At 69.0% G+C, this 26728-nt stretch carries 22 protein-coding genes; 16 read left to right on the top strand and 6 right to left on the bottom strand.

The genetic code is table 11. The features are described 5' to 3' along the window. Positions 1-272: 272 nt before the first annotated feature. Both ACKTT0_RS00600 and mutS read right to left on the bottom strand, forming a co-directional pair. Entirely contained in the window at positions 273-1469 is a 1197-nt protein-coding gene (locus tag ACKTT0_RS00600; protein ID WP_407847260.1) for a JmjC domain-containing protein, read from the bottom strand. Then, complete coding sequence (gene mutS / locus ACKTT0_RS00595) at positions 1466-4123, bottom strand: DNA mismatch repair protein MutS (protein WP_407847258.1); 2658 nt, start codon at positions 4121-4123, stop codon at positions 1466-1468. Before mutS ends, ACKTT0_RS00600 begins: the two co-directional genes overlap by 4 nt. A 68-nt stretch (positions 4124-4191) precedes the next feature. Between mutS and ACKTT0_RS00590 the strand changes: the two genes are divergently transcribed. The 6 genes from ACKTT0_RS00590 (at position 4192) to ACKTT0_RS00565 (ending at position 9229) form a co-directional block, all read left to right on the top strand. Further along, positions 4192-4371, top strand: coding sequence for a hypothetical protein (locus ACKTT0_RS00590; RefSeq protein ID WP_407847256.1), 180 nt, complete (start codon positions 4192-4194; stop codon positions 4369-4371). A 72-nt stretch (positions 4372-4443) separates the two neighbouring features. Beyond that, positions 4444-5358: a dihydrodipicolinate synthase family protein gene (locus tag ACKTT0_RS00585; protein ID WP_407847254.1), complete on the top strand. Its 915-nt coding sequence runs from the start codon at positions 4444-4446 to the stop codon at positions 5356-5358. A gap of 188 nt (positions 5359-5546) precedes the next feature. Continuing rightward, positions 5547-6176 carry a TRAP transporter small permease gene (locus ACKTT0_RS00580; RefSeq protein WP_407847252.1) on the top strand — a complete coding sequence of 210 codons (630 nt, stop codon included), beginning with the start codon at positions 5547-5549 and terminating at the stop codon, positions 6174-6176. A gap of 1 nt (position 6177) precedes the next feature. After that, entirely contained in the window at positions 6178-7443 is a 1266-nt protein-coding gene (locus ACKTT0_RS00575) for a TRAP transporter large permease (RefSeq protein WP_407847250.1), read from the top strand. A 59-nt stretch (positions 7444-7502) separates the two neighbouring features. Further along, positions 7503-8501 (top strand): TRAP transporter substrate-binding protein, encoded by a 999-nt coding sequence (locus ACKTT0_RS00570; RefSeq protein ID WP_407847248.1) that lies wholly within the window; start codon positions 7503-7505, stop codon positions 8499-8501. Between the two features lie 56 nt (positions 8502-8557). Then, positions 8558-9229 (top strand): GntR family transcriptional regulator, encoded by a 672-nt coding sequence (locus ACKTT0_RS00565; RefSeq protein ID WP_407847246.1) that lies wholly within the window; start codon positions 8558-8560, stop codon positions 9227-9229. Between the two features lie 97 nt (positions 9230-9326). On the opposite strand, the gene ACKTT0_RS00560 is transcribed toward ACKTT0_RS00565, so the two are convergent. Then, positions 9327-11174: a PhoX family protein gene (locus tag ACKTT0_RS00560; RefSeq protein WP_407847245.1), complete on the bottom strand. Its 1848-nt coding sequence runs from the start codon at positions 11172-11174 to the stop codon at positions 9327-9329. A gap of 270 nt (positions 11175-11444) precedes the next feature. Here ACKTT0_RS00560 and ACKTT0_RS00555 point away from each other — a divergent pair, with 270 nt between their 5' ends. From ACKTT0_RS00555 to ACKTT0_RS00545, 3 genes are all read left to right on the top strand, one after another. Further along, positions 11445-13556 (top strand): hydantoinase/oxoprolinase family protein, encoded by a 2112-nt coding sequence (locus ACKTT0_RS00555; protein ID WP_407847243.1) that lies wholly within the window; start codon positions 11445-11447, stop codon positions 13554-13556. Position 13557: 1 nt separating this feature from the next. After that, the gene (locus tag ACKTT0_RS00550; RefSeq protein ID WP_407847241.1) at positions 13558-15228 is read left to right on the top strand and encodes a hydantoinase B/oxoprolinase family protein; all 1671 of its coding nucleotides are present in this window, start codon (positions 13558-13560) and stop codon (positions 15226-15228) included. A gap of 119 nt (positions 15229-15347) precedes the next feature. Continuing rightward, positions 15348-16736, top strand: a complete 1389-nt coding sequence (locus ACKTT0_RS00545; protein WP_407847239.1) for an MFS transporter — start codon at positions 15348-15350, stop codon at positions 16734-16736. 7 nt (positions 16737-16743) lie between these two features. Here the strand turns inward: ACKTT0_RS00545 and ACKTT0_RS00540 are convergent, their stop codons facing one another. Continuing rightward, positions 16744-17733 (bottom strand): LysR substrate-binding domain-containing protein, encoded by a 990-nt coding sequence (locus ACKTT0_RS00540; RefSeq protein WP_407847238.1) that lies wholly within the window; start codon positions 17731-17733, stop codon positions 16744-16746. Positions 17734-17942: 209 nt separating this feature from the next. Between ACKTT0_RS00540 and ACKTT0_RS00535 the strand changes: the two genes are divergently transcribed. Next, positions 17943-18152, top strand: a complete 210-nt coding sequence (locus tag ACKTT0_RS00535) for a dodecin (RefSeq protein ID WP_407847237.1) — start codon at positions 17943-17945, stop codon at positions 18150-18152. A gap of 289 nt (positions 18153-18441) precedes the next feature. Here the strand turns inward: ACKTT0_RS00535 and ACKTT0_RS00530 are convergent, their stop codons facing one another. Next, entirely contained in the window at positions 18442-18996 is a 555-nt protein-coding gene (locus ACKTT0_RS00530; RefSeq protein WP_407847235.1) for an NADPH-dependent FMN reductase, read from the bottom strand. Between the two features lie 263 nt (positions 18997-19259). Here ACKTT0_RS00530 and ACKTT0_RS00525 point away from each other — a divergent pair, with 263 nt between their 5' ends. The 6 genes from ACKTT0_RS00525 (at position 19260) to ACKTT0_RS00500 (ending at position 25848) form a co-directional block, all read left to right on the top strand. Beyond that, positions 19260-19805 carry a putative antibiotic biosynthesis monooxygenase gene (locus ACKTT0_RS00525; protein ID WP_407847234.1) on the top strand — a complete coding sequence of 182 codons (546 nt, stop codon included), beginning with the start codon at positions 19260-19262 and terminating at the stop codon, positions 19803-19805. A 117-nt stretch (positions 19806-19922) separates the two neighbouring features. Further along, positions 19923-21221, top strand: a complete 1299-nt coding sequence (locus tag ACKTT0_RS00520; protein ID WP_407847232.1) for an imelysin family protein — start codon at positions 19923-19925, stop codon at positions 21219-21221. Then, positions 21218-22726 carry a di-heme oxidoreductase family protein gene (locus tag ACKTT0_RS00515; protein ID WP_407847231.1) on the top strand — a complete coding sequence of 503 codons (1509 nt, stop codon included), beginning with the start codon at positions 21218-21220 and terminating at the stop codon, positions 22724-22726. Before ACKTT0_RS00520 ends, ACKTT0_RS00515 begins: the two co-directional genes overlap by 4 nt. 23 nt (positions 22727-22749) lie before the next feature. Beyond that, positions 22750-23823: an imelysin family protein gene (locus ACKTT0_RS00510; protein ID WP_407847230.1), complete on the top strand. Its 1074-nt coding sequence runs from the start codon at positions 22750-22752 to the stop codon at positions 23821-23823. Beyond that, the gene (locus ACKTT0_RS00505) at positions 23813-24910 is read left to right on the top strand and encodes a DUF1513 domain-containing protein (RefSeq protein WP_407847229.1); all 1098 of its coding nucleotides are present in this window, start codon (positions 23813-23815) and stop codon (positions 24908-24910) included. The genes ACKTT0_RS00510 and ACKTT0_RS00505 overlap by 11 nt, the downstream gene beginning before the upstream one ends. Before the next feature lie 98 nt (positions 24911-25008). Further along, entirely contained in the window at positions 25009-25848 is an 840-nt protein-coding gene (locus ACKTT0_RS00500) for a mechanosensitive ion channel family protein (RefSeq protein ID WP_407847227.1), read from the top strand. Here the strand turns inward: ACKTT0_RS00500 and ACKTT0_RS00495 are convergent, their stop codons facing one another. Continuing rightward, positions 25849-26607, bottom strand: a complete 759-nt coding sequence (locus tag ACKTT0_RS00495; RefSeq protein ID WP_407847226.1) for an IclR family transcriptional regulator — start codon at positions 26605-26607, stop codon at positions 25849-25851. Positions 26608-26728: the final 121 nt, after the last annotated feature.

The following is a 26728-nucleotide window of genomic DNA, read 5'->3' as shown; positions in this document are numbered from 1 at the left end:
GACGATCATGCGGCCCGTTAGGGGAAACCAGAATCCCGTTAGGGGAAACCAGTAGTCAGGCTACAGGAATCATGCAGGCGCTGGCGTGTAGAAATTAAAGCGGTAGCATCCAGGACGTAACAATCTTTTCTTATACGTGTTGGACATTTCTATATGTTTCTACCCGGGCAGAGACCTTAGCGTTCTGTGCGGGATGGACACGTTTAGGTGTCCGGATCGTACAGAATCGGCTTTTCCAGGGCCGCCGCGCGCCGCCTGGTGTGGCGAATCCGTCACACTGGGCGGTAGTGCAGCCAACCGGCGTCGAGCCAATCGGCCAGGCAGGCGCGCGCCGCCGTGTCGAGGCGCCGGCAGCGCGGGTCGGCGCAATCCAGTCGGCGCGCATCGGCCAGGGCGCGCAGCGCCGCGCCGGCCGGCACGGGCGCTGTCTCGCCGTTGATGAACAACTGGCGGCCCCGGTACAGCATGCGGCTGCGGCGGTCCAGCAGCAGCATGCCCGCCCGCGGCCAGTCGGCCGCCAGGTCGATGTCCGGATCGGCCGGCGGGTCGAACACGCTCAGGTTGTTGGGCTCGGTCAGCCAGCAGCCCAGGAAGCGCGAGGCGAGGGCATCGTCGAAGCGCATCCTGGCCAGGGTATCGAGGGTGGCTTGCACCAGGCCGTCGGGCAGGGCGGCCGGCGTGGCCACGGCCGGCTGGCCGGGGTCGCGGTACAGCGCGTCGAGGCGCGGGCCAGGCAGGGCGGGCTCGCCGTATGGGCCGCCGCCCGCCAGGCCGGCGCGCGCCATGGCCTGGTCGGCGGCGGCTTCCAGCAGGCCGCGCGCCAGCATCGCCTGGCTGGGGGCGCGAAAACCGATGGAAATGGTCATGCAGTCGGCGCCGTCGGCCACGCCATCATGGGCTGCCTGCGGCGGCAGATACAGCATGTCGCCCGGCTCCAGCACGGCATCGTGTTCGGGGGTGAAGCGCTTGAGTATCTTGAGCGGCAGGCCGGGCTGCAGCGACAGGTCGTGCTGGCGCCCGTACCGCCAGCGGCGGCGCCCGGCGGCCTGCAGCAGGAACACGTCGTAGCTGTCGAAGTGCGGGCCGACGCCGCCGCCGTCCGAGGCCACGCTGATCATGATGTCGTCGAGCCGGGCGTCTGGAATGAAGCGGAACTGCTGCATCAAAGCGCTGGCGGCGTCGCTGTGGACGTCGACGCCCTGCACCAGCAGGGTCCAGCCCGGCTCGCTGGCCTTGGGCAGGCGGGCGAACGGCCCGTGTTCCATGTGCCACGCCTTGCCCTCGCGCCAGATCAGGCGCGATTCGACGTCGTCGCGGCGCGCCAGCTGCTTGATGGCGGCGATGGTCAGCGGCGGCCTGAAGCCGGGAATGGCCTGGCGGATCAAGAGCGGCTGGCGCTGCCAGTAGCGCCGCATGAAATGCGCCGGGCTGTGGCCGCCCAGCAGGGCCAGGGGCTGGTCGGTCTTCATGGTAGGCAGGCCTTCAGGCGGTACAGCGCGTCCAGGGCCTCGCGCGGGGTGAGGCTGTCCGGGTCGACTTGCGCAAGCTCGTCGCGCAGCGCGTGCAGCGCGGCGAGTTCGTCGGACTGGTCGGTGGCCGCGCCCGCCTGCGCGTCGGCCTCGATGGCGGCGGCGAACAGGCCCAGTTGCGGGGTGGGCGCGCCCTGCGCCTCCAGGCGCTCGAGCTCGCGCGAGGCCTGGCGGATCACCGCGGCCGGCACGCCGGCGCGCTGGGCGACCTGGATGCCGTAGCTGCGGCTGGCCGGGCCGTCGCGCACTTCGTGCAGGAAGACGATGCCGCCGGCCGATTCGGCCGCGGCCAGGTGCACATTGGCCGCCGTGGGTTGTTCGGCGGGCAGCCGCGTCAGTTCGAAGTAATGGGTGGCGAACAGCGTCAGGGCGCGGTTGTGGGTGACCAGCCGCTGGGCGATGGCCCAGGCCAGCGCCAGGCCGTCGTAGGTCGAGGTGCCGCGGCCGATCTCGTCCATCAGCACCAGGCTGTGCGGCGTGCTGGCCGCCAGGATGGCGGCCGCCTCGGTCATTTCCATCATGAAGGTCGAGCGCCCGCCGGCCAGGTCGTCGGCCGCGCCGATGCGGGTGAAGATGCGGTCCAGCTTGCCCACCGCGGCGCGCTGCGCCGGCACGAAGCTGCCGGTGCGCGCCAGCAGGGCGATCAGCGCGACCTGCCGCATGTAGGTGGATTTACCGCCCATGTTGGGGCCGGTGATCAGCAGCATGCGGCGCGTGGCGTCCAGGCGGCAGCCGTTGGGCGTGAAACGCTCGATGGCGCGCTCCACCACCGGATGGCGGCCGGCCTCGATGTCGATCTCGGCCTGCTCGGTCAGCTCGGGCGCGGTCCAGTCGTGGCGGCGGGCATGGTCGGCCAGCGCGGCCAGGGTGTCCAGTTCCGCGAGCGCGCCGGCGCAGACGGACAGCGGCCGCACGTGCTCGGCCAGCGCATCCAGCACCTGCTCGTACAGCCATTTTTCGCGCGCCAGCGAGCGGTCCTGCGCCGACAGCACCTTGTCTTCCCAGGTCTTGAGCTCGGGCGTGATGTAGCGCTCGGCGTTCTTCAGGGTCTGGCGCCGGCGGTAGTCTTCCGGCACCTTGTCGGTCTGGCCCTTGGTGACTTCAATATAGAAGCCATGCACGCGGTTGAATTCGACCCGCAGGTTGCCGATGCCGGTGCGCTCGCGCTCGCGCGCCTCGAGCTGCACCAGGAAGTCGCCGCCGTCGGCCGCCAGGGCGCGCAGTTCGTCCAGCTCGGCATCGAAGCCGCTGGCGATCACGCCGCCGTCGCGGATCGCCACTGCCGGCTCCTGTGCAATGGCGCGGCCCAGCAGGTCGGCGACCGCCGGGTCCGGCGCCAGGTGGGCGGCCAGTTCGGCCAGGCGCGGCGAGGACTCCAGCGGGGCAACCAGGGCGCGCAGGGCGGGCAGGGCGGCCAGCGCGTCGCGCAGGCTGGCCAGCTCGCGCGGCCGCACCGAGCGCAGCGCCAGGCGCGAGGCGATCCGTTCCACGTCGGGGAAGGCGTCGAGGGCGTCGCGCAGGCTGTCCAGCAGGCTGGCGGCGCCGAAGGTCTGCGCCACATCCATGCGGCCGGCCAGCAGCGCCGAGATGGCCTGCTGGCGCGCCAGCGCCGGCGCGTTGTCGCGCAACGGGTGATGCAGCCAGCGCCGCAACAGGCGGCTGCCCATCGGTGTGCGGCAGCCGTCCAGCAGCGAGAACAGGGTGGGGGCGTCTTCGCCGCTGAGCGTCTGGGTCAGTTCCAGGTTGCGGCGCGTGACCGGATCCATCAGCACATACTGGCCGGGCCGCTCGACCGCGATGCTCTGCACATGCGCCAGCGCCTGCGACTGGGTGCGGGCGGCGTAGCGCAGCAGCGCGCCGGCGGCGCAGATGGCGGCCGGCATGTCGTCGACGTCGAAGCCCGCCAGGGTATCGGTCCTGAAGTGCGCCAGCAGGTGCGCCCGCGCGCCGTCGCTCTCGAAGTGCCAGTCGGGCACGCGGGTGCGCGCGCCCTCGAACGCCAGCGCCAGGTCGGCGCTGTCGGCGCACACCAGCTCGGCCGGGGCGATGCGGTGCAGTTCGGATTCGATCTGGGCCGGCGCGCATTCGGTGACGCGGAACTCGCCGCTGGCCAGGTTCAGCCAGGCCAGGCCGGCGCGCGGGTCGCGCGCCTTGCCGCCCAGGCAGACCGCCGCCAGGGCGCGGTCCGCCTTGGCGGGCAGCAGGGCCTCGTCGGTCAGGGTGCCGGGAGTGACGATGCGCACGATGCGGCGTTCCACCGGCCCCTTGGCGGCGGCCGGGTCGCCGATCTGCTCGCAGATGGCGACCGACTCGCCTTGCCCGACCAGGCGCGCCAGGTATTGCTCCATGGCATGCACCGGCACGCCCGCCATCGGGATCGGCGTGCCGTTGGAAGCGCCGCGCTTGGTCAGCGTCAGGCCCAGCAGGCGGGCGCCGCGCTCGGCGTCTTCGTAGAACATTTCATAGAAGTCGCCCATGCGATAGAACAGCAGCAGCGGCCCGGCCTCGGCTTTGAGGCGCAGGTACTGCTGCATCATGGGAGTGTGGCCGGCGTAGGCGTCGGCGGCGGGGGCGGATGCTGTCTTGGAACTCATAGGCCAGGATTGTATCGGGCGGGCAGGCCGCTGCGAGGCCGTACCGGGGAGGCCGCAATGGCTTTCTCATGGAAAACCTCGTCCGGGTGTCTGACACCCCGTGGCAATCCGGGGAGCTGGCCACGGCGGTCGAAGGGGTGCCAGACACCTTGTACCTTGCGCGCCTGCTGCCGCCGCCTGGCGGCGTGCCGCGCCGCCCGCTCATGGAAAACCCTCAATCGCGCGCGGCGCATTTCCTGGTAGCCTAAGATATCTTAAATATATTTACAGGATATCAACAGGCGAGCCGCCTGGTTCAACCCCGTGCATAAGGAGCGCGCATGAACGCCACCCGCTGGACCGGCATTTTCCCGGCCATCACCACCAAGTTCCACGCCGACGAGCGCATCGACGCGGCGGGCACCATCAAGCACATCGATTTCCAGATCCGCAACGGTATCCATGGCCTGGTCACCTGCGGTTCGCTGGGCGAGGCCAGCACCCTGACGCTGGAAGAAAAGCTGGAAGTGGCCCGCATCGCGCTGGAGGCCGCCGACGGCCGCATCCCGGTGCTGGCCAATGTGTCCGAGACCAGCACGCGCGAAGCGCTGCGGTATATCGAGGGCGCCAACAAGCTGGGCGTGGCCGGGTTCATGGTGATGCCCTCGGTGGTCTACGTGGCCGATGCGCGCGAGGCCATGCAGAATGTGCGCACCCTGGCCGAGGCGGCCCAGAAACCGGTGATGGTCTACAACAACCCGGTGGCCTATCGGGTCGACCTCAAGCCCGAGCACATGGTCGAGCTGGCCGATTGCCAGTGGATCGCGGCCATCAAGGAAAGCACCGGCGACGTGCGCCGCGTGACCGACCTGCGCAACGCGCTGGGCGATCGCTACCAGATCTTCATGGGCGTGGACGACCTGGCCTACGAAGGCCTGGCGCTGGGTTGCGACGGCTTGCTGGCCGGCGTGGGCTGCGCCTTCCCGCGCGAGACGGTGGCGCTGTACGACTTGATGAAAGCTGGCCAGTTCGCCGAGGCGCTGGCCCTCTATCGCTGGATGACGCCGCTGCTGCACCTGGATGTGTCCACCAAGCTGGTGCAGAACCTCAAGTTGATCGACGCGCTGGTGGGGGTGGGCAGCGAGCATATGCGCCGTCCCCGCCTGCCGCTGGTGGGCGAAGAGCGCGCCTACGTCGAGGCCGTGGTCAAGCGCGCGCTGGCCGAGCGTCCGGAACAGTATCGCTCGGTCATGTAGCCGCCCGCGCCCGGGACCGGCATGGAGCGGGCCGTCGACTAAGGGAAATAACCAATGCCGCCAGGCCGGCGCTTGCGACAGAATTAAATATATTTCAAATATCTGTTCAAGATACCTGAACGGCTCCTTCCATCGCCGGCCCGCTGTCCAGATGAGCGGCGGGCCGCCCCACCACAGAGTTCAGCCCGATGCCTTTCCCGGATAACGACTCTCCCCATGCCGCCATCGCCGCGCCGGTGCGCTGGATCGTCAACGCCTCTGAATTCGTGCTGCGCATCGAGCGCCGGCTGCTCAGCGGTTTCATGGCGCTGCTGGTGGGGCTGGTGCTGGTCAATGTGGCCACGCGCTATGCCGGCGTGCCGATCTACTGGATCGACGAGGCCTCGGTGTACGCCATGGTGTGGCTGACCTTCATCGGCGCATCGATCATGACGCGGCTGCGCCTCGATTTTTCGGTCGGCATGCTGACCGACCAGCTCGGCCCGCGCGGCAGGCGGGCCGCGCGCATCGTGGCCACCGCGTGCGTGCTGTGTTTCGGCCTGGCGCTGGCGTGGATGTGCTGGACCTGGATGGATCCGGCGGGCATTGCCCGGCACGGCTTCGATGCGCATGCCTACGCGGCCGACTCGTTCAATTTCCTCTACACCGAGCGCACGCAGACGCTGAACTGGCCCGCCTGGGTGCTGCGGCTGGTGCTGCCGCTGTTCGCCGTGTGCCTGACGCTGCATGCCTTGAGCAACCTGTTCGAGGACCTCGCCTGGGCGCCGCGCCAGTCGCGCAAGGATTTCCCGGTGGCCAGCCCGGACATGGTGAACTGACATGCTGACCTCGATCTTCTTCCTGGCCGTGCTGCTGGTGGGCGTGCCGATCGGCGTGTGTTTGTGCCTGGCCGGGCTGGTCTATATCTTCGGCACCGGCAACACCGTGCTGCTGCAGTCGTTTCCCATGCAGATGTTCGCCGGCGTCGACAGCTACGGGCTGATCGCCATTCCGCTGTTCATCCTGATCGGCGAGATCATGAACAATGGCGGCATCACGCGGCGCCTGGTGGAGTTGGCCATGGCCTTCATCGGCTCGGTCAAGGGCGGGCTGGCCTACGTGAACGTGCTGGCGAACGCGCTGGTGTCGTCGATCATCGGCTCGGCCACCGCGCAGGTGGCGGTGATGTCGCAGACCATGGTGCCCGAGATGGAGCGCCAGGGCTACGACAAGACCTTCGCCGCCGGCCTGACCGTCTACGGCGGCATGCTGGGCTCCATCATTCCGCCGTCGGTGATGTTCGTGGTCTACAGCGTGCTGGCGCAGGTGGCGGTGGGCGACATGCTGATCGCCGGCATCCTGCCGGGCCTGCTGTTGACGGCGCTGTTCTTCATCATCATCGCGGCGCTGGGCGTGGTCTACAGGTATCCGCGCAGCGCCGGCAAGACGCTGCGCGAGCGGGCCGCCATCGTGCTGCGCGCCAGCCCCACGCTGTCGATCCCGGTGATCATCGTCGGCTCGATCGCCTCCGGGCTGGCCAATCCGACCGAGGCGGCCGGCGTGGGCGCCCTGGCCGCCGCGCTGGTGGGCCGCTACATCACCGGCGAGTTCCGCTGGCGCATGCTGCCCGACATCATGCTGCGCTCGGCCATCTATGCCGCGATCGTGCTGTTCCTGGTCGCCGCCGCGGCGGTGTTTTCCTGGCTGCTGATCTACGGCAAGGTGCCCCAGATGGTGGCCGCCTGGATCCAGACCGTGGCGGACACGCCGCTGGCGTTCCTGCTGATCGCCAACCTGATCCTGCTGGTGATCGGCACGGTCATCGACGGTATTCCAGGCCTGATCATGACGGTGCCCATCCTGCTGCCGGTGGCCACCGGAATCTACGGCATCGACCCGATCCACTTCGGCGTGATCGTGGTGATCAACCTGGTGCTGGGCCTGATGTCGCCGCCGGTGGGACTGTGCTTCTTCGTCGCCGCGGCGGTCACGGGCGCCAAGCCCGGCAAGATGTTCATCGTGACGCTGCCATTCTTCATCGTCTGCTGCGTCGCGCTGGTGGTGCTCTCGTTCTTCCCGTCCCTGTCGCTGGCCCTGCTCAAGTAGGCGGGGCCTTTCACGCTGTCTGTTGTTCCCTACATAACACTCGACCACAGGATCGCGTCATGACCACTTGTTCCCGCCGCCGCTTCATGCAGACCGCCCTGGCCGCCACGGCCGCCCCCTTGATCCTGACGAGCCAGGCACGCGCCGCTTCGGCGCGCGAGTTCCGCCTGGGCGTCATCACGCCCGCCGGGCATTCGTGGAACAACGCCGCGCTGGCCTTTGGCGAGGCGCTGAAGAAAGAGACCGGCGGCCGCCTGAGCGTCACGGTGTTCCACTCGGGCCAGCTCGGCAACGAGCCGGCCATGATGCAGCAGTTGCAGACCGGCGCGCTGGACATGGGCTGGATCCAGGCGGCCGAACTGGGCTCGCGTGTAAATAGCGTGGCCGCCATCAATGCCCCGTACCTGGTGCGCTCGACCGCCAGCGTCGCCAAGCTGGTGCGCACGCCCCAGGCGCTCAAGCTGCTGGACGCGCTGCCGCGCGAGACCGGCACCATCGGCCTGGGCTGGGGCATTACCGGCATGCGGGTGGTGTTCGCCACGCGCGACATCAATACGCCGGACGACTTGAAGGGGCTCAAGCTGCGCATCAACCCGACGCCGGTCTACCGCGATTTCTACCAATTCTTCGGCGCCGCGCCCACGCCCATCCCCACGCCGGCGGTGTTCGACGCCATGACCAACGGCCAGGTCGATGGCCTGGAGGCCGATATCGAGTTTTCGTGGAACCAGCGCTTCGACAAGGTTTCGAAGACCCTGCTGCCCATGAATGCGCTGTTCATGCCGTTCGCGCCGCTGGTGTCGGGCCGCGTCTGGAAGGACCTGGACGGCAAGGACAAGGAGTTGATCCGTGGCCTGGTCGGCCAGGCCTTGGACGCCCAGATCGACAACATCGTCACCACCGAGCAAGGCCTGATCGAGAAACTCAAGCAGACCCCGATCGCCTTCAAGAGCGACGCGGGCTACGACCCGCAGCCGGCCATCGCCGCCTTCGACAAGCTCTGGCTGCCCAAGGCCCCGCAGATCGCCGATTTGCGCAAGGTCGGCGCCACCTTGTAAATTCTGGCGCACGCCGGGCCGCACAGGCCCGGCGGCATTCCGGTACGCTACCGTCCATGAACAAGACTCAAGCATCCGCGGCGGCCCGCCTGCCCAAGCGGCGGGCCGCCGACCTTGCGTACGACAAGATCGAAACCCTGATCTCCAAGCTCGAGATCGCGCCGGGCAGCCCCGTCATCGAAGCCGAGCTGGCCGAAATGACGGGCCTGGGGCGCACGCCCGTGCGCGAGGCGCTGATGCGCATGGTTTCCATCGGGCTGATCGTGCAGCAGCCGCGGCGCGGCTTGCGGGTCTCCACCATCGACGTGATGGAACACCTGGACGTGCTGGCCACGCGGCGCGTGCTGGAGCAGCTGATCGCGACCAGCGCGGCGCGCCGCGCCACCGATGTCCAGCGCAAGGCGCTGCTGGCCTGTGCCCGCAAGATGGCGCGCGCCGCCGAGCGCGGCAACCTGGACGACTACATGACGGCCGACCAGGAACTGGACCACGTCAACCACGAGGCCTGCCGCAACCAGTCGGCGGTCAAGGCCGTGGTGCCGCTGGTGGTGCAATGCCGGCGCTTCTGGTATGCCTACCAGCACGAAGGCGAGATTGCCGAGGGGGCGGCCGCGCACCTGGCCATGGCCGAGGCCATTGCCAGCGGCAAGGCCGCCGAGGCGGTGGTGGGCGCCAACCGGCTGATGGATTATCTGGAATTGTTCACGCGGCGCGTCATCGATACCTGAAGCGCCGCGCAGCCGGCCCGGCCGATGCGCGGCAGCGAGGCGGGCCGGCTGCGCCGCCCTGCGGGCCGCCGCCGTCGGCTGGCGGCCCGCAAGGCGGTCAGGCGCCTACCGGCCTGCCGTCCTCGCGGCGCACCACGACCGTGGCCGAGCGCGCGTCGCCGCCGCCCGCGCGCACCGTGTTCCAGGCGCCATCCGGATGCTGGATGTTGATGAAGAAGGCGGTGAGGTCCGGCGTATAGGCGATGCCGGTGATTTCGCAGCCGGTGGGACCCACCAGGAAGCGCTTCGATTCGCCGGTCTTCTGGTCGATGTAGTACATCGCATTGTGGCCGAACTCGTCGATCGCGCCCGAGTCGGTCTGCACCCACAGGCGGCCTTGCGGGTCGACGCGGATGCCGTCGGGGCTGGAGAAATCGTCGCCGTTGATGTTGCCCGTGACGTTCTCCGCCGCGCCGTCGGCCGGGTCGTGGCCGGCCAGCAGCAGCAGGTCCCATTCGAAGGTCGTGGCCAGCGGCGAGTCGCCGCGCTCCTTCCAGCGCACGATGTGGCCGTGCGCGTTGTTGATGCGCGGGTTGGCGGCGCTGGTGCGCTGGCGGCGGCTGTTGTTGGTCAGCGTGCAATAGATGGTCTTGTCCACGCCCACGGTGATCCATTCCGGGCGGTCCATCAGGGTGGCGCCGGCCACGCGCGCGGCGGCCTTGGTGTTGATCAGCACGTCGGCCTGGCTGTTGAAATCGATCAGCGAGGTCGGCGGCAGGGTGCCCGGGGGGACCTGGGTGTAGTTGCCCGGATCGACGGCGCCGGCCGTCAGGTTGTTCTTGCCGACGGTCAGCTCGACCCAGTTGCCGGTGCCGTCGTCATTGAAGCGGGCGGCGTACAGGGTGCCTTCGTCCAGTAGGCCGAGGTTGTTGACGCGGTTGGCCGGGTCGTAGGGCTTGCTGGGGATGAACTTGTAGATGCAGCCCGGCGTGCCGTCGTCGCCCATGTAGAAGGCGACGCGGTTGTTCTCGTCGAGCATGTACGCGGTGTTCTCGTGGTCGAAGCGGCCCATGGCGGTGCGCTTGACGGCGGTGGAGTTCGGATCGTAGGGGTCGATCTCGACCACCCAGCCGTAGCCTTCCTCGGGCTGGGTCGGGTCCCAGTAGTTGTCGGTGGTCTCTTCGCAGGTCAGGTAGGTGCCCCAGGGCGTGGGGCCGCTGGCACAGTTGTTCAGCGTGCCGGTGACCGTGGCGCCCACGGCCGCGGCGGCCGGGCCGCCGACGTTGTAGACGGTATTGCCGGTGTAGCGCTTGTTGTAGCGCGAATTGGGGTTGACCGACCACTTGCCGTCGTCGGTGCGGGCAATCTCGATTACCGAGACGCCCACGTTCGACAAATTGGTGCGGGTGGCGTCGGTGGCCAGGTCGAGCGTGGCGTCGTCGACGTTCTCGTGGTTCAGGACCAGCAGGCCGCCCTTGTTCGGGTCCACGCCTTCCAACGGATAGAAGTGCATGCCGTCGTGCTGGCCGCCGGCCTGGGTCTCGGTGGCGGGATAGGCCTGCGGGATGCCGGTATAGCCGAGCGAGCCGATCATGCACTTGTCGCCGGCCGAATACAGTACTTCGGCGACATAGCCCTTGGGCACGGTCACGGTGTCGGCCATGATCTTGTCGCCCAGCGGCTCGAAATTGACCGAATAGTCCGGGCCCGTGGGATCAGTGCCGCCATTGTCGCCGCCATCGCCGTCGCCGGGCGCGGGGCTGTCGTCATCGTCGTCGCTGCTGCTGCCGCAGCCGGCCAGCGTGGCGCCAAAGACAGACAGAATCGACAGGCCGAGGCTGTTTCTCAAAATGGTGCGGCGGGCCGGGTTCGCGGCGACGATCTCGTCGAACATCTGCCCGGGGACCGTGACTTCTCCCTGTGCTTCACGGCGGGGAGCACGCAATTTATCTGTCAAGTAGGACATGTGAACCTCTTGGAATTTTGGTCGGTCGTTAAGCTGCCATTCAGCAAAACGGGCAGAGGTTACGTGGCCTGTATGACGCGGTCATTGCGGAGGGCGGCCGGCCGGCGCCGCGGCGGGCCGTCTAAGGGTAATTGCTGGCCTAGCCTGGCTTGCCCTAAACCTCGTTATTACTTGTTTGTCACAATCGCGGCCGGTGCCCGATGATGGTCGGACGAGGGCGGCGCCGCAAGCGGCGGCCGCGCGGATCCATTCACCAGACACGGGCAATACATGAGCGACACCAGGCTGGCTTGCAGGGCGGGGGTCGACATCGGGGGCACTTTCACCGATGTCGCGCTGGAACACGAGGGGCGGCTGTACGCCGCCAAGGTGCTGACCGATTACACCAGGCCCGAGCGCGCCATCGTGCAGGGCCTCAAGCTGGCGACCGAGGAGGCCGGCATCGCGCCGGCGGCGATCGGCGCCATCGTGCACGGCACCACCCTGGCCACCAATGCGCTGATCGAGCGGCGCGGCGCCCGCACCGCCTTCATCACCAGCGAAGGCTTCCGCGACGTGATCGAGATGCGCAATGAAGGGCGCTTCGAGCAATACGACCTGACCATACAACTGCCCGCGCCCCTGATCCCGCGCTGCGACCGGTACGCGCTGGGCGGGCGCCTGGACGCCGGCGGCCGCGAGCTGGCGCCGCTGGACATGGCGGGGCTGGACCGCATCATCGATGCGATCCGCGCCGGCGGATTCACCAGCGTGGCGGTGGGCCTGATGCACAGCTACCGCAATGGCGCGCACGAGCGGCAGGTGCGCGAGCGGCTGCTGCGCGCGTTGCCGGATGTGTCGGTCTCGATCTCGTGCGAAGTGTCGCCGCAGATCCGCGAGTTCGAGCGCTTTAATACGGTGTGCGCCAATGCGTACGTCAAGCCGCTGATGTCGTCGTACCTGAACCGCCTGGCCGGCGCGCTGGCGAGCGCGGGCATGGCCTGCCCCCTGTACATGATGCACTCCGGCGGCGGGCTGATGTCGCTGGCAAGCGCGGCGGAATTCCCGGTGCGCCTGCTCGAGTCCGGGCCGGCCGGCGGGGCGATCTACGCCAGCCACGTGGCGGCCCGGTACGGCCTGGAGCGGGTGCTGTCCTTCGATATGGGCGGCACCACGGCCAAGATCTGCCTGATCGAGGACCTGCACCCCAAGACCGCGCGCACCTTCGAAGTGGCGCGCACGTACCGCTTCAAGAAGGGCAGCGGCATGCCCATTTCGATCCCGGTGATCGAGATGGTGGAGATCGGCGCCGGCGGCGGCTCGATCGCGCACGTGGACGACCTGAAGCAGGTGCGCGTCGGCCCGGAAAGCGCCGGCTCGGAGCCCGGCCCGGCCTGCTACGGGCGCGGCGGCGGGCAGCCCACCGTGACCGACGCCGACCTGGTGCTGGCCAAGCTCGACGCCCGGCGTTTCGCCGGCGGCTCGATCACGCTGGACACCGCGGCCGCGCGCGATGCGCTGCAGCGTCATGTGGCCGATCCGCTGCAGGGCGAGACGGTGCAGGCAGCGTATGCGGTGGCTGAAATGGTCGACGAGAACATGTCCAACGCGGCGCGCATGCATGCCGTGGAAAGCGGCCGCGACCTGGGCGAATACACCATGATCGCCTACGGCGGCGCCGCGCCGCTGCATGCGGCGCGCCTGTGCGAGAAGCTCGGCATGGAGCGCCTGCTGGTGCCGCCCGGCGCGGGGGTCGGCTCGGCGATCGGCTTCCTGCGCGCGCCGTTCGGCTACGAGTCGCTGCGCAGCGCCGTGATGCGGTTGAGCCGGTTCGACCTGGCCACCGTCAACGGCATGATCGAAGAGATGAACGAGGAAGTGGCCGGATTCCTGCGCGAGACCGGCCACGGCGGCCCGGCTGTGCGGGAACTGCGCGCCTACATGCGCTACGCGGGGCAGGGCTGGGAGATCCCGGTCGACGCGCCGGCCGGCGCCCTCGACGCCGCCGGCCTGGAGGCGCTGCGGGCCAATTTCGTGCGCGCCTACACGCAGCTGTTCGGCCATGAGGTGGCCGGGCTGGACATCGAAGTGGTGAGCTGGGCGCTGTCGCTGCGCACCGAGACGCCGCCGCCCGAGCGCGTGCGGCCGAGCATGGGCGCGCGCGCGGGCACGCGCCAGGCGCATCCGCCCGTCGACCGCCGCGAGGTGTTCGATGCCAAGTCCGGCGCATTCGTCGATTGCGCCATCTACGACCGGGCCGGCCTGCCGGCCGATGTGCGCCTGGACGGTCCCGTGATCGTGACCGAGAAGGAAACGTCCACCTATATCAGCCCGAGCTACAGCGTGGTCCTGCAACCGGACGGCTGCCTGCTCATCCAGCGTCTGCAGAAGGAAGAGGTGTGAAATGAACACGCGCATCAAAGTCCGCGAACAAATCATGTGGAACCGGCTCATCTCGGTGGTCGAGGAGCAGGCCGCCACCCTGGTCCGCACGGCGTTCTGCACCAGCGTGCGCGAGGCGGGCGACCTGTCCGCCGGCGTCTTCGATGCCCAGGGCCGCATGATCGCGCAGGCAGTGACGGGCACGCCCGGGCACGTCAATTCCATGGCCGAATCGGTGGGGCATTTCGTGGCCCGGTTCGGCGACGGCGGCCTGGCGCCCGGCGACGTGCTGGTCACCAACGACCCCTGGATGGGCACCGGCCACCTGCACGACATCACCATGGTCACTCCGGTCTACCGCAAGCCGGGCGGCCAGGGCGGGCCGCGCCTGATCGGTTTCTTCGCCTCGACCGCGCACGTGGTGGATATCGGCGGGCGGGGCTTCGGCCCGGATGCCGGCGACGTGTATGAAGAGGGCATCCGCATCCCGCCGATGAAGTTCTACAAGGCCGGCGCGCTGAACGACGACCTGGTCGAGCTGCTGCGCCACAACGTGCGCGAGCGCGACCAGGTGATTGGCGATTTTCATTCGCTGGTGGCCTGCAATGACACCGGCCGCCGCCGCCTGGAAGCCATGCTGGATGAATTCGAGCTGCCCGACCTGGCCGGGCTGGCCGCGTTCATCTTCGAGCACAGCGAGCGGGCCACGCGCGAGTACATCGCCGCGTTGCCGGCAGGCCGGCACGCCTACGAGATGCGGGTCGACGGCTACGAGAGCCCCATCGACCTGCGGGTCAGCGTGCATGCCCGGGACGGCACCATGTACGCGGATTTCGCCGGAACCTCCGGGCCCAGCAAGTACGGCATCAACGTGCCGCTGACCTACACCAAGGCTTATGCCTGCTATGCCCTGAAGTGCGCCATCGCGCCCGAGATTCCCAACAATTGGGCGTCCCTGCGGCCGTTCGAGATCAGCGCGCCGGAAGGCTGCATTCTCAATGCGCCGTTTCCCGCGCCGGTGGCGGTGCGCCATGTGCTGGGCCACCTGCTGCCCGATGTCGTGCTGGGCGCGCTGCAAGCCTACCTGCCCGAGCTGGTCCCGGCCGAGGGCGCCAGCGCGTTGTGGAACCTGCAGATGCGCTTCCAGGGCGTGCGCGACGACAATCGCCACTCGCGCCACGAAATGCTGATCTTCAATACCGGCGGCACCGGCGCCCGTCCGGCCAGCGACGGGCTGAGCACCACGGCATTTCCCAGCGGCGTGCATACCATGTCGGCCGAAGTGACCGAGAGCATCGGCCCGATCGTGGTGTGGCGCAAGGAACTGCGGCCCGATTCGGGCGGCGCCGGCCGGTGGCGCGGCGGCCTGGGACAGCGGATCGAGATCGGCGCGCACGAGGGCTACCAGTTCACCCTCAACGCCATGTTCGACCGCGTCGACCACCCGGCGCGCGGCCATGCCGGCGGCGGCGCGGGCGCGGCCGGCCGCGTGGCCCTGGACGATGGCAGCGAATTGCGCGCCAAGGGCAGCCAGCTGATTCCGGAAGGGCGGCGCCTGGTCCTGGACCTGCCGGGCGGCGGCGGCTTCGGGCAGGCGGCGCAGCGGCCGGCCGAACTGGTCAGGCGCGACCTGCAGTACGGATACATCAGCGAGGCGCAGGCGCGCCGCGATTATCCGCACGTCTTCGAATAGCAGGACAGCCGCGCGGCCTCCGCCGGACGACCATCCGCCCGGCGCCCGATGCCGCGCGGCCCGGCAGCGGCGCGGCGCAGCCCGCCTTCATTCAACGCAAGCACGTTCTGGGGAAAACAATGAGCACGAACGCAATACGCACGGCGGGCGCCCTGCCGGCACAGGCGCCGGCGCGCGAGCAGCCGGACGCCGGCACGGCCGTCCGCCCGCGCGAGGTCGGCAAGAAAGAACTGAACCGCGTCGTCCTGGCGTCGGTGGTGGGCAGCTTCGTGGAATGGTTCGAGTTCTCCGTCTACGGATACCTGGCCAGCATCCTGGGCAAGGTCTTTTTCCCCGCCAGCGCGCCCGGCACGCAGCTTGTCGCCTCGCTGGCGGCATTCGCGGTCGCCTTCTTCGCGCGGCCGTTCGGCGGCTTCCTGTTCGGCCCGATCGGCGACCGCTACGGCCGCAAGCAGGTGCTGACGGCGACGATCCTGATGATGGCGGTCGCCACGTTCGCCATCGGCCTGATCCCGTCGCACGGCACCATCGGCATCGCGGCGCCCATCCTGCTGGTCGTGCTGCGCCTGCTGCAAGGCATCTCGGCGGGCGGCGAAGGCAGCGGCGCGGCGATCTTCGTGGCTGAATACTGCCCGGACCGGCGCCGCAGTTCCATCACCAGCTGGATCCAGGTGGGCTGCATCAGCGGCTTCGCTTTCGGCGCCATCGTCACCACGCTGCTGACCTATTTCTTCACTGCCGAGCAGATCCATCAATGGGCCTGGCGCCTGCCGTTCCTACTGGCCCTGCCGCTGGGCGCGATCGGCCTGTATATCCGCAACCACCTGGAAGAGACACCCACGTTCGAGGCGGTGCGCGAGAATCGCGACGCCCATCCGCGCGCGAGCTGGCAGCACTTGTTCCAGACGCACATGGGGCCGTTGCTGCAGTCATGCGGGCTGATCATCGTGACCAACATCACGCTCTATACCGTGGTGACCTACATTCCCACCTACCTGATCAGCGCCCTGACCATGGACCCGTCGCAGGGGTTCATGCTGTCGGTGGGACCACAGTTGTTCCTGATCGCCATGATCCCCGTCATGGGCGCGCTGGCCGACCGCATCACGCGCAAGGCGGCCATGCTGGCCGGCAGCGTGGCGATCCTGGTACTGGCGGTGCCGTGCTTCACCCTCTTGTCCACGGGCGGCTACCTGGCCAAGTTCGGGGCGCTGATGGTCATGAACCTGTGCCTGGCCGCCATGCTGGGCAGTATTTTCTCGGCCGTGCCGGCGCTGTTCGCCACCAATGTGCGCTTTACCGGCATGGCGGTCAGCTACAACGTGTCGGTGGCCCTGTTCGCCGGCACGGCGCCCATGCTGAATGCCTGGCTGATCCAGCGTACGGGCGACACGATGATGCCCGCCTATTACCTGATGTTCGGCGCGGCGGTCGGCATCGTGGCGCTGTTGTTCAGCCGCGATCGCACCTGGCAGCCGATGAACGGCGACGCGCCGCGGCCGGGCTGAGCGGCCGTCACGGCAGGGCGGCGCGCCGGCGCCGGCCCGGCACCGGTTGCGGCGCGCGCGCCTGGCGGCATTTTGACGGATACCCGACCACTTCCTCGGTGCAGACGTAGTCGAGCAGCCACCGGGTGAATTGCCGCAGCAGCGGCGAGTTCTTGCGGTCGGGCTTGATCAGCAGGCTGAAGCGCGGGGTTTTTTCCGCCGGCAGCTGTTTCAGCAGGTCCATGCCGTAGGGCGCCACCAGCCGGCCCGCCGCCACTTCCCGCACTGCGTCGGCATAGGAAATGAAGCCCACGCCCAGGCCGGCGAGTATGGCTTCCATCATGGCGGCGTGCGTGTGCAGCAGCATGAAGGGCTGCGGCGCCCGCTCCCGCACGCCCAGCAGGTCGAGGGCGTCGTCCCACAGCGAATTCGCCACCAGCGAAGTCACCACGCTGTGCTTGAGCAGGTCGCGCGGGCTGTGCAGGGGAATGCGCTGCAGCAGGCCGGGCGTGGCGACCAGCACTTTGAGGTCGTCGATCAGCGGCGTTTCGACATAATCGGCGTTGCCGCCGTAGTCCCAGTGAATGGCGGCATCCATGGCCCGGTCGTCCAGCCCGACCAGGTCCACGCCCACCGCCATGCGGATGTCGATGCCGGGCTGCGCGGCGGTGAAATTGCCCAGCCTGGGCACCAGCAGCTCGGTGGCGAAATACGGGCTGACATAAAGATATAGCTGTTGCGAGGCGCGCGAGGTCTGGATCGCGTTCACGCCGTCGGCGAAGCGGTCCAGGCCGCCGCGCACATGGTCGTACAGGGTGTTGGCGGCCTGGGTGGGCGTAAGGCTGCGGATATTGCGCAGGAACAGCGGCTGCTCCAGGTGCGCCTCGAGCTGCTTGAGTTGCTGGCTGACCGCCTGGGGCGTCAGGCACAGTTCCTCGGCGGCCTGGCGTATCGAGCCGCGCCGCATGATGGCTTCGAAGATGCGCAGGGTATTCAGGGGAGGAAGTCGATAGCGCATGATCGCGGAGGAGCGGTGCCTTGCCGTGGCCGGGCGCCGCCGGGACGCCGCTGGCGAGTCGGGATGCCCAATGATAATGCGCGCCGGCCGGGGCCGCCGCGCCGCGTAGGCAGGCGGCGGCTATCGTGCCACAATGGATTCGACCCGGCCGCGCCGGGCTGGCGATTCTGCGCCCTGGCATGTCGCCACATTCTTGCGGGAGAACAGCCATGTCCAACAGCCATGTCTACAAGCAGATCGAACTGGTGGGGTCGTCCACCACGTCGTCCGATGACGCGATTGCGCAAGCCATCGCCCGCGCATCCGACACCCTGCGCAACCTGGACTGGTTCGAAGTCACCGAGGTGCGTGGCCACATCAAGGATGGCAAGGTGGCCCACTGGCAGGTCGGCCTGAAGATCGGCATGCGGCTCGAATAGCGTATCCGCGTCCTTGCGCATTCCTTGAGCGCGCGTCGCAAGTCATTGCGGCGCCAGCCTTTTTTTCGATTGTCCGAAAACTGTTCAAGGGTTTATCCACATCGTGCGTGGATAAACGGCGCCGGCGGGCGCTGCGCATTCCTTGATCGCGCGTCGCAAGTCATTGTGGCGCAGGCACTTTTTGTGCTTGTCCGAAACCTGTTCAGGGGTTTATCCACATCCGGCGGGGATAAACCGCCGCGCCGCGCGCCGCCGCTCGGGGCGCGGCGGGGCGCGGCGGCGGCGCGCGTCAGGCGGCCAGCTTGGCCACCCAGGCCAGGTAGCGGTCCAGCCAACCCTGCAGGAACTTGCGGGTGCCTTCGTTGGTGATGGTGTATTCGTCGTCGATGAGGCCTTCGGTGTACTGCAGGAAGACTTCCGGCGTGGTCAGCACATTGACGCCCTCGGCAGCCAGGATGTTGCGCAAGTGCTGTTGCGCCATGGCCGTGCCCGCCGCGCTGGGCGAAGTGCCCACGATGCCGGCCGTCTTGCCCGTCCAGGAGTTCTTGCCCCACGGGCGCGACCCCCAGTCGATGGCGTTCTTCAGCGCCGCCGGAACGGAGCGGTTGTGCTCGGGCGTCACGAACAGCAGGCCGTCGGCACGGGCGATCAGGTCCTTCACTTTGGCCGCTTGCGGCGGCATGGACATTTCGTTGTCCTGGTTGTACAGCGGCACGTCGCCGAGACTGGCGTACTCGAACTCGATCGTGTCGGGCGCCAGCTTTTCGAGCGCGCGGGCCAGCCGCAGATTGAAGGACGCGGCGCGCAGGCTGCCGACGAATACCGCAATCTTGTAGGTGCTCATGATGCACGTGCTCCACGGGTTGGGGGATCGCCCAGTGTAGACCCGCGACTTGGCCCGCTCAATACGCACCATGGCGGTGCCGCCTGGGCAGGGCGCTCCCCATCGCGGTGACTGGCGCGGTGCAGCCGCGGCGGGCGCGCCGGGGCGGCCCGGCGGCGCGCGCGGGAGCGGCCGGGCGGCGGCGAATTGGCACAGGCCTTGCTAGGGTAAATACCGAGGGGCCGGCGCCGTCCGGGCCGGCCCGCGCAGCATAGGAGTCCCGCATGTCCGCTCGTTGTCCCGCGCCCGTGACGATGCTCGTCACCCGCCAGATTCCTCCCGACCGCTATGGCGATTTCCTGGCATGGCTGCGCCAGGGCGAAATCCTCGCCGCCGGTTTCCCGGGCTTTCTCGGTTCAGGCGTGCTGCAGCCGCCCGAGGGCGGCGACCAATACCAGATCGTGCTGCGCTTCGATGGCCCCGCCAACCTGGCGCGCTGGGAAAATTCGCTGCCGCGCCGCATGTGGCTGGAGCGCGGCGCCGGCCTGGTGCGGGCCAGCCGCACGCACCGGGCCAGCGGCATGGACAGCTGGTTCGGCCCGCCGCGCAGCGCGCCGCCCCGCTGGAAGCAGGCCGTGAGCATCTGGCTGGCCTACTTCCCCATGCTGCTGCTGTTCAGCACGTTGCTCAACGAGCAGTTGAGCGCGATGCCGCTGTTCTGGCGCGTGCTGGCCACCACCGCCTGCATGACGCCGGTGCTGTCGTTCGTCTGCATTCCCCTGATCACCCGCCTGCTGCGCGGTTGGCTGCAGCCTGCCACCCGCCATTGACAGTCACCTGACTGACATTTCACTGAACATTGAACGAAAATTGTTTACACTTGCGTGATCGATATCAATGATGCGCGGCCACGCGGGGCGCGCATCGCCAACACAGGAGATCATTCGATGCGCAAGTTGCTCTACGGCGCGGTACTGCTGGCCGCCCTGACCGGTGGCGCGGCCCAGGCGGCCGCCGAACCCAAGGCGGTACTGCAGACGTATTCCGATATCGCGCTGGCCGGCTACGAGGATTCCCTGGCCACTGCCAAGGCCTTGCGCACCGCGATCGACGCGCTGATCGACAAGCCCAGCGCGGCCACCCTGCAAGCCGCGCGCGCGGCCTGGCTGGCTGCCCGCGTGCCATACCAGCAGACCGAAGCATTCCGCTTCGGCAACCCCATCGTGGACGACTGGGAAGGCCGGGTCAACGCCTGGCCGCTGGACGAAGGCCTGATCGACTACGTCGACGCCGCCTACGGCACCGAGAGCGACCAGAACGCATTCTATGCGGTCAATATCATTGCCAATTCCAAGATCTCGGTGGGCGGCAAGACCATAGACGCCAGCAAGATCACGCCCGAGCTGCTGTCCGAGACGCTGCACGAGGCCGACGGCATCGAGGCGAACGTGGCCACCGGCTACCATGCCATCGAATTCCTGTTGTGGGGCCAGGACCTGAACGGCAGCGGCCCCGCGCCGGCCGATCGCCAGGGCACGCCGCAGGAGCGCCATGCCGGCAATCGTCCGCATACCGATTTCGATCCGGCCCAGTGCACCGGCGGCCATTGCGAGCGCCGCGTCGAGTACCTGCGCGCCGTGACCGACCTGCTGGTGGCCGACCTGGAAGAGATGGTCGGCAACTGGCAGCAGGACGGCGCGGCGCGCAAGGCGGTCGGGCAGGATCCCAAGGCGGGGCTGGTGGCCATGATGACCGGGCTGGGCAGCCTGTCGTACGGCGAGCTGGCCGGCGAGCGCATGAAGCTCGGCCTGATGCTGCACGATCCGGAAGAAGAGCACGACTGCTTCTCGGACAACACGCACAACTCGCACTACTACAACCAGATCGGCATCCGCAACGTGTACCTGGGTGCGTATGAACGGGTCGACGGCAAGGCTGTCTCCGGCGCCAGCGTGTCGGACCTGGTGAAGGCGCGCGATCCCAAGCTGGACGCCGAGATGCGCGCCAAGCTGGATGCCACGGTGGCCGCCATGCAGGCCATGCGCGACCGCGCCGAGAAGGTCGAGACCTACGACCAGATGATCGCCGGCGGCAATGCCGAGGGCAATGCCGTGGTGCAGAAGGCCATCGACGCCCTGATCGACCAGACCCGCAGCCTGGAGCGCGTCATCGCCGTGCTGGAACTGGGCGACGTCGCGCTGGAAGGTTCCGACAGCCTGGACAAGCCGGAAGCCGTATTCCAGTGAGCAAGATCGCAGTTGCAGTACTGGCGGCGCTGGCGGGAGCCGGCGCCGCGGCCGCATCCGGCGGGCGCGATGACCTGGACGAGAAGGACCGCGCGCGGGTGGCCGAGGTCACCGCGCCGACCCGCGATTTCTCGCGCGCCGAGACGTTCGAGACGCTGCCGGGCGGCGCCACCACCACCCGCAAGCTGGTCAACGCGGATATTTTCTCGCACCCGTCCGCCAACCTGACATTCGAGGGCCGGCAGGAATTCCAGGTCGGCAATGGCCTGTTCCGCAAGGACTGGGTGTCGGCGCCGTCGTCCACCCAGGCTTCGGACGGCCTGGGGCCGCTGTTCAACGCGCGTTCCTGCCAGGCCTGTCATACGAAGGACGGCCGCGGCACGGTGCCGGGCTTCGACCCGCTGGAGCGCTCGGACGCAGTGGCGCTGCTGATGCGGTTGTCGGTGCCGCCGACCACTGACGAGCAGCGCCGCAAGCTGGCTTCCGGGGAATGGCACTTCGTGCCCGATCCGGTCTATGGCTCGCAGTTGCAGAATTTCGCGGTGGCCGGCCTGCCGGCCGAGGGCCGCCTGGAGATCGACTACGAGCCGGTCAGCGTGGCGCTCAATGGCGGCGAGACCGCCACGCTGATGAAGCCCACCTACCGCATCGAGGACCCGGGCTACGGGCCGCCGAGCGCCGACTTGCAGCTCTCGCCGCGGCTGGCGCCGCCGATGATCGGGCTGGGGCTGCTGGAGGCGGTCCATCCGGCCGATATCCTGGCCAACGCCGCGGCCGACCATGGCGACGGCATCAGCGGCCGGCCCAACTGGGTGCGCGACGCGCGCACCGGCAAGATGGAGCTGGGGCGCTTCAACTGGAAGGCCAGCCAGCCCACGGTGGAACAGCAGAGCGCGGTGGCGTTCTCCAATGACATGGGCCTGTCCACGCCGATGTTCCCCAGCCACTACGGGGAATGCACCGCCGCGCAGGCCGCCTGCTTCGACATGCCGCACGGCGCGCAGCCGCGCCTGGGCGAACACGAAGTGCCTGGCGAGCTGATGGACTTCGTCACCACCTATGCGGTCAACCTGGCCGTGCCGCAGCGCCGCGAGGTCGATGACGCGCGCGTACTGGCGGGCAAGAAGTTGTTCTACCAGGCCAATTGCGTGGCCTGCCATGTGCCCAAGTATGTGACGCGGCGCGACGCCGAGCGCCCGGAGCATCGCTTCCAGCTCATCTGGCCGTATACCGACCTGCTGCTGCACGATATGGGTGAAGGGCTGGCCGACGGGGTGTCCGAAGGCAAGGCCGGCGGCAGCGAATGGCGCACGCCGCCGCTGTGGGGCATTGGCCTGACGCGCACCGTCAATCCGAACGCCACCTGGCTGCACGATGGCCGGGCGCGCACTTTGCTCGAGGCGATCCTGTGGCACGGCGGCGAGGCCCAGGCGGCCCGCGACCGCGTGGTGGCGATGACCCCGCAGGAGCGCGCCGACCTGATCCGTTTCCTGGAGTCGCTGTGAGCGGCGCGGCAAGGAGTGAAAGCATGCTGAAGTACAAGAAGTGGCTGTCGGCCGCCTGCCTGGCCATGGCCGGCGCGCCGGCCATGGCGGCGGCGCCCGCCGACCTGGGGGCGCGGCTGGCCGACGGCTATGCGCGTCCCGCCATGGCCGCGCTGGCCGAGCGCGCGCATGGCCTGGAAGACGCGCTGGCGGCCTGGTGCAAGCATCCACAGGCGGGCCGGGCCGAGCCGGTGCGGCAGGCCTTCCGCGATACGGTGCTGGCCTGGTCGGGCGTGGAGTTCCTGCGCTTCGGCCCGCTGGTGCAGGGCAATCGCTATGAACGCCTGGCGTTCTGGCCGGATACGCGCGGCGTGATGCAGCGCCAGGTGCGCGCGCTGCTGGCCGAGGCCGACCCGCGGGCCGTGGCGCCGGGCGCGCTGGCCGCGCGCAGCGTGGCGCTGCAAGGCCTGCCGGCGCTGGAATATGTGCTGTACGGCGAACCCGCGCTGCTGGAGCAGGGCGGCCAGGCCGATGCCGGCTATGCCTGCCGCTATGCCGTGGCGGTGGCGGCCAATGTCGCCGCGGTGTCCGACGCGCTGAAGCAGGCCTGGAGCCCGCAGGGCGACTACGGCCGCCAGTTCACGGCGCCGGCGCCCGCCAATGATCTGTACCGCAGCCAGCAGGAAGTCGCGGCCGAGGCGGTCAAGGCGCTGTCCACGGGCCTGCAGTTCGCGCGCGACGTCAAGCTGGCGCCGGTGCTGGGCGACTCGGCCGAGGCCGCGCGCTTCAAGCGCGCCGCGCTGTGGCGCAGCGACCTGAGCCTGCCGGCGCTGGCGGCCAGCGTGCGCGGCATGCGCGCGTTCTACGACGCGGGCGGCTATCGCTACCCGGATGGCGAGTCCTGGATCGACCAGGCCGTGCGCGGCGAACTGGAGCGTGCCGCCGCCGCGCTCGAGGCCGTCGATGCGCCGCTCGAGCAGGCGGTCGCCGCGCCGGCGACCTGGCAGCGCCTGGCGCTGGCCGGCATGATCCTGAAAAATGCCAAAGACATCGTCGACCAGAATTTCGCGCCCGCGCTGGGCGTCATGATCGGATTCAATGCCCTCGATGGAGATTGACCGCCGCCGCTTCCTCGCCCTGGCCGCCGCCGCCGGCCTGGCGCCCGCCACGCTGCGCGCCGCCGCCGACGCGCCGCTCTACCTGGCGGCGCGGCGCGCCGGCGGGCGCTACGAGGCCGTGGTGCTCGACGCGCAAGGGCGCGACCGGCAGGTGGTGCCCATGCCCGCGCGCGGCCACAGTTTCGCGCTGGACCCGGCGCGCGGCCGCGCCGTGGTGTTCGGCCGCCAGCCGGGTTTCTTCGCGGTCGCGTTCCGCATCGACGGCGCGCAGCCGCCGGTGGCGCTGCAGGCCGCCGAGGGCCGACACTTCTTCGGCCACGGCGTCTTCCTGCCCGATGGCCGGCGCATGCTGGCGACCGAGAACGACTACGAGGCCGGCCATGGCGTGCTGGGCGTCTACGACGCGTCCGATGGCGGCGCCTACCGGCGCATCGGCGAATTCGAAACTGGCGGCATCGGCCCGCACGAAGTGGTGCTGATGCCCGACGGCAAGACCCTCTGCGTGGCCAACGGCGGCATCCTGACGCATCCGGACTACGGCAAGCTGGAGCTGAACCTGGACACCATGCGGCCGTCGCTGGCCTACCTGGACGCGGCCGACGGACGCCTGCTCGAGCAGGTCGAGCTGCCGCCGCAGTACCATCGCCTGTCGATCCGCCACCTGGCGCTGGCGGCCGATGGCGCGGTCTGGTTCGGCTGCCAGCACACCGGCCCGGCCGGCGAGCGCCCGCCGCTGGTGGGGCGCCACCGCCGCGGCCGCCAGCCCGAGCTGTACGCGGGCCCCGACGATGTGCTGCGCGGTTTTCGCAATTACGTCGGCTCGGTGGCGGCCGACCCCGGCGGCGGCGTGGTCGCCACCAGCAGCCCGGTCGGCGGGCAGGTGGTCTACTGGGACACCGCCACCGGTCGCTGCCTGGGCCTGACCCGGTTGTCCGATGGCTGCGGGGTGGCGCCGCTGGCGCCCGACCGCTTCCTGGTCAGCAGCGGCCTGGGCGCCATGGTGCGCGCCGGCCCGGAGCTGGCGCCGCAGCCGGTGCTGGCGCCCTCGGCCGGCCTTTCCTGGGACAATCACTTCCGCAGGCTGTAAGCCTGGCGGCATGGCGACGCCATGCGCATCTGATACAGTTTCCGGCTGTTCAAACACGCGCGCGGCCGCCTCGCGCGCGCCGCATCATGGGAGCACGCATGAACGAATACCTGACAAGCCTGGAAACGCTGATGCCGCGCCTGGCCGACGGCGCCGTCAACATCGCCATGGCCTTGGTGATATTGATCATCGGCTGGTGGATATCGTCGCTGCTGGGCCGCTGGGTGCGGCGCGCCGCGCAACGCTCGCCGCGCATCGACCCCACCATCGTGCCCATGTTCTACAGCGTGGTGGTCTGGGCCGTGCGCATTTTCACGGTGATCGCCGTGCTGGCGCGCTTCGGCGTGCAGACCGCCAGCCTGATCGCGGTGCTGGGCGCCGCCGGCCTGGCGGTCGGGCTGGCGCTGCAGAACACCCTGCAGAACATCGCGGCCGGCATCATGCTGCTGATCCTGCGGCCCCTGCGCGCCGGCGAGTACGTGGGGCTGAGCAGCGGCGCCGAAGGCACGGTCGAAGAAGTCGGGCTGTTCCTGTGCCGGCTGGTGCAGGTCGACGGCATCCATGTCTCGCTGCCCAACAGCGTGGTGTGGAACGCCACCATCACCAACTACAGCCGCAATGTGACGCGCCGCCTCGACATTCCCGTCACCGTGCATTACGGCGACGACCTGAACGTGGCGCTGGAGCGCCTGGCCGCGCTGGTGGCCGATCACCCCATGGTGAACAAGGACCCGGCGCCGCTGATCAAGGTCAGCGAATACAAGGACAACGGCACGGTGGTCAATGTACGGGTGTGGTGCGCGTCCGCCCAATACTGGGACCTGCGCTGGGACCTGTTCCACCAGATCCGCCAGACCCTCGGCTCGGCTGGCTTCAAGCCGCCCATCCCCGTGCGCGAGATCCAGGGGCCCAAAGACGGCGGCGCGGCGGCCGCCTGATCAGCCGCGCAGCGTCAGCCGCGCCAGTTCGGCGTGGATCCAGCCCGCGATCTCGCGCTGGCGCGGCGCCGGCATGCGGTCGATGATCGCCGTGACGCTGATCGCCAGGATCGGCGCGCCTTGCGGGTCGAGCAGCGCGCAGCCCACCCCGAGCGCGCCGCGCACCGCGTGGTTGCCCACCACCGCATAACCGCGCGCGCGGGTGTTCTCGATCAGGCGCCGCATTTCATGCGGCGTCATGCCGCCGTATTCGTCCAGGTAGCCGGAATTGCGCTCGACGATGCCATGGGCCACGTTGTCGGGCAGGGCGGCCAGCAGCGCCATGCCGCCCGAGCCTACTCCCAGCGGCTGGCGCTTGCCGGCATAAGTGGCCAGGATCTGCACCGGATAGCCGCCGATCTCGCGGTGCAGGCTGACCGACTCATCGCCTTCGCGCACCACCAGGAAGACCGCGTCGCCGGTGCGTTCCGCCAGCCGCCGCAGGATCGGCAGGGTCTGGCTGACGCGCGGATCGGGCGTGGAGGGGTCCGCGCAGGTCGCCCACTGGGCCCGGTATTTCTTGGTGCCCGGCACCGGCAGCACCAGCCCGGCATCGAGCAGGGCCGCCAGCAGGCGGTAGATGGTGGGGCGCTGGATGGCGGTAAGCCGCGCGATGTCGGTCACGCTCAGCCCGGCCGCGCCATGGTCGCGCAACGTGGCCAGCACCGTCAGCCCGCGGCGCAGGGTGCGCGGACCGGCGGAATGCTCTGAACTCGGCATGCAATCCTCTGGTAACAACCTGTCATGTATGCGTAGGACTTGGACTATAGGGAAACCCCACTGTCCGAGGGGTGGACTCTACCTTGCCCAAGCGGCCGTGGCTAGTGGAAAATCGGGCCCT

This window comes from Bordetella saccharivorans, from assembly GCF_045862855.1.
Classification (GTDB): domain Bacteria; phylum Pseudomonadota; class Gammaproteobacteria; order Burkholderiales; family Burkholderiaceae_B; genus Bordetella_A; species Bordetella_A petrii_F.
The sequence above is the reverse complement of the archived record's forward strand: the minus strand, read 5'-3'. Positions and strand labels throughout refer to the sequence as shown.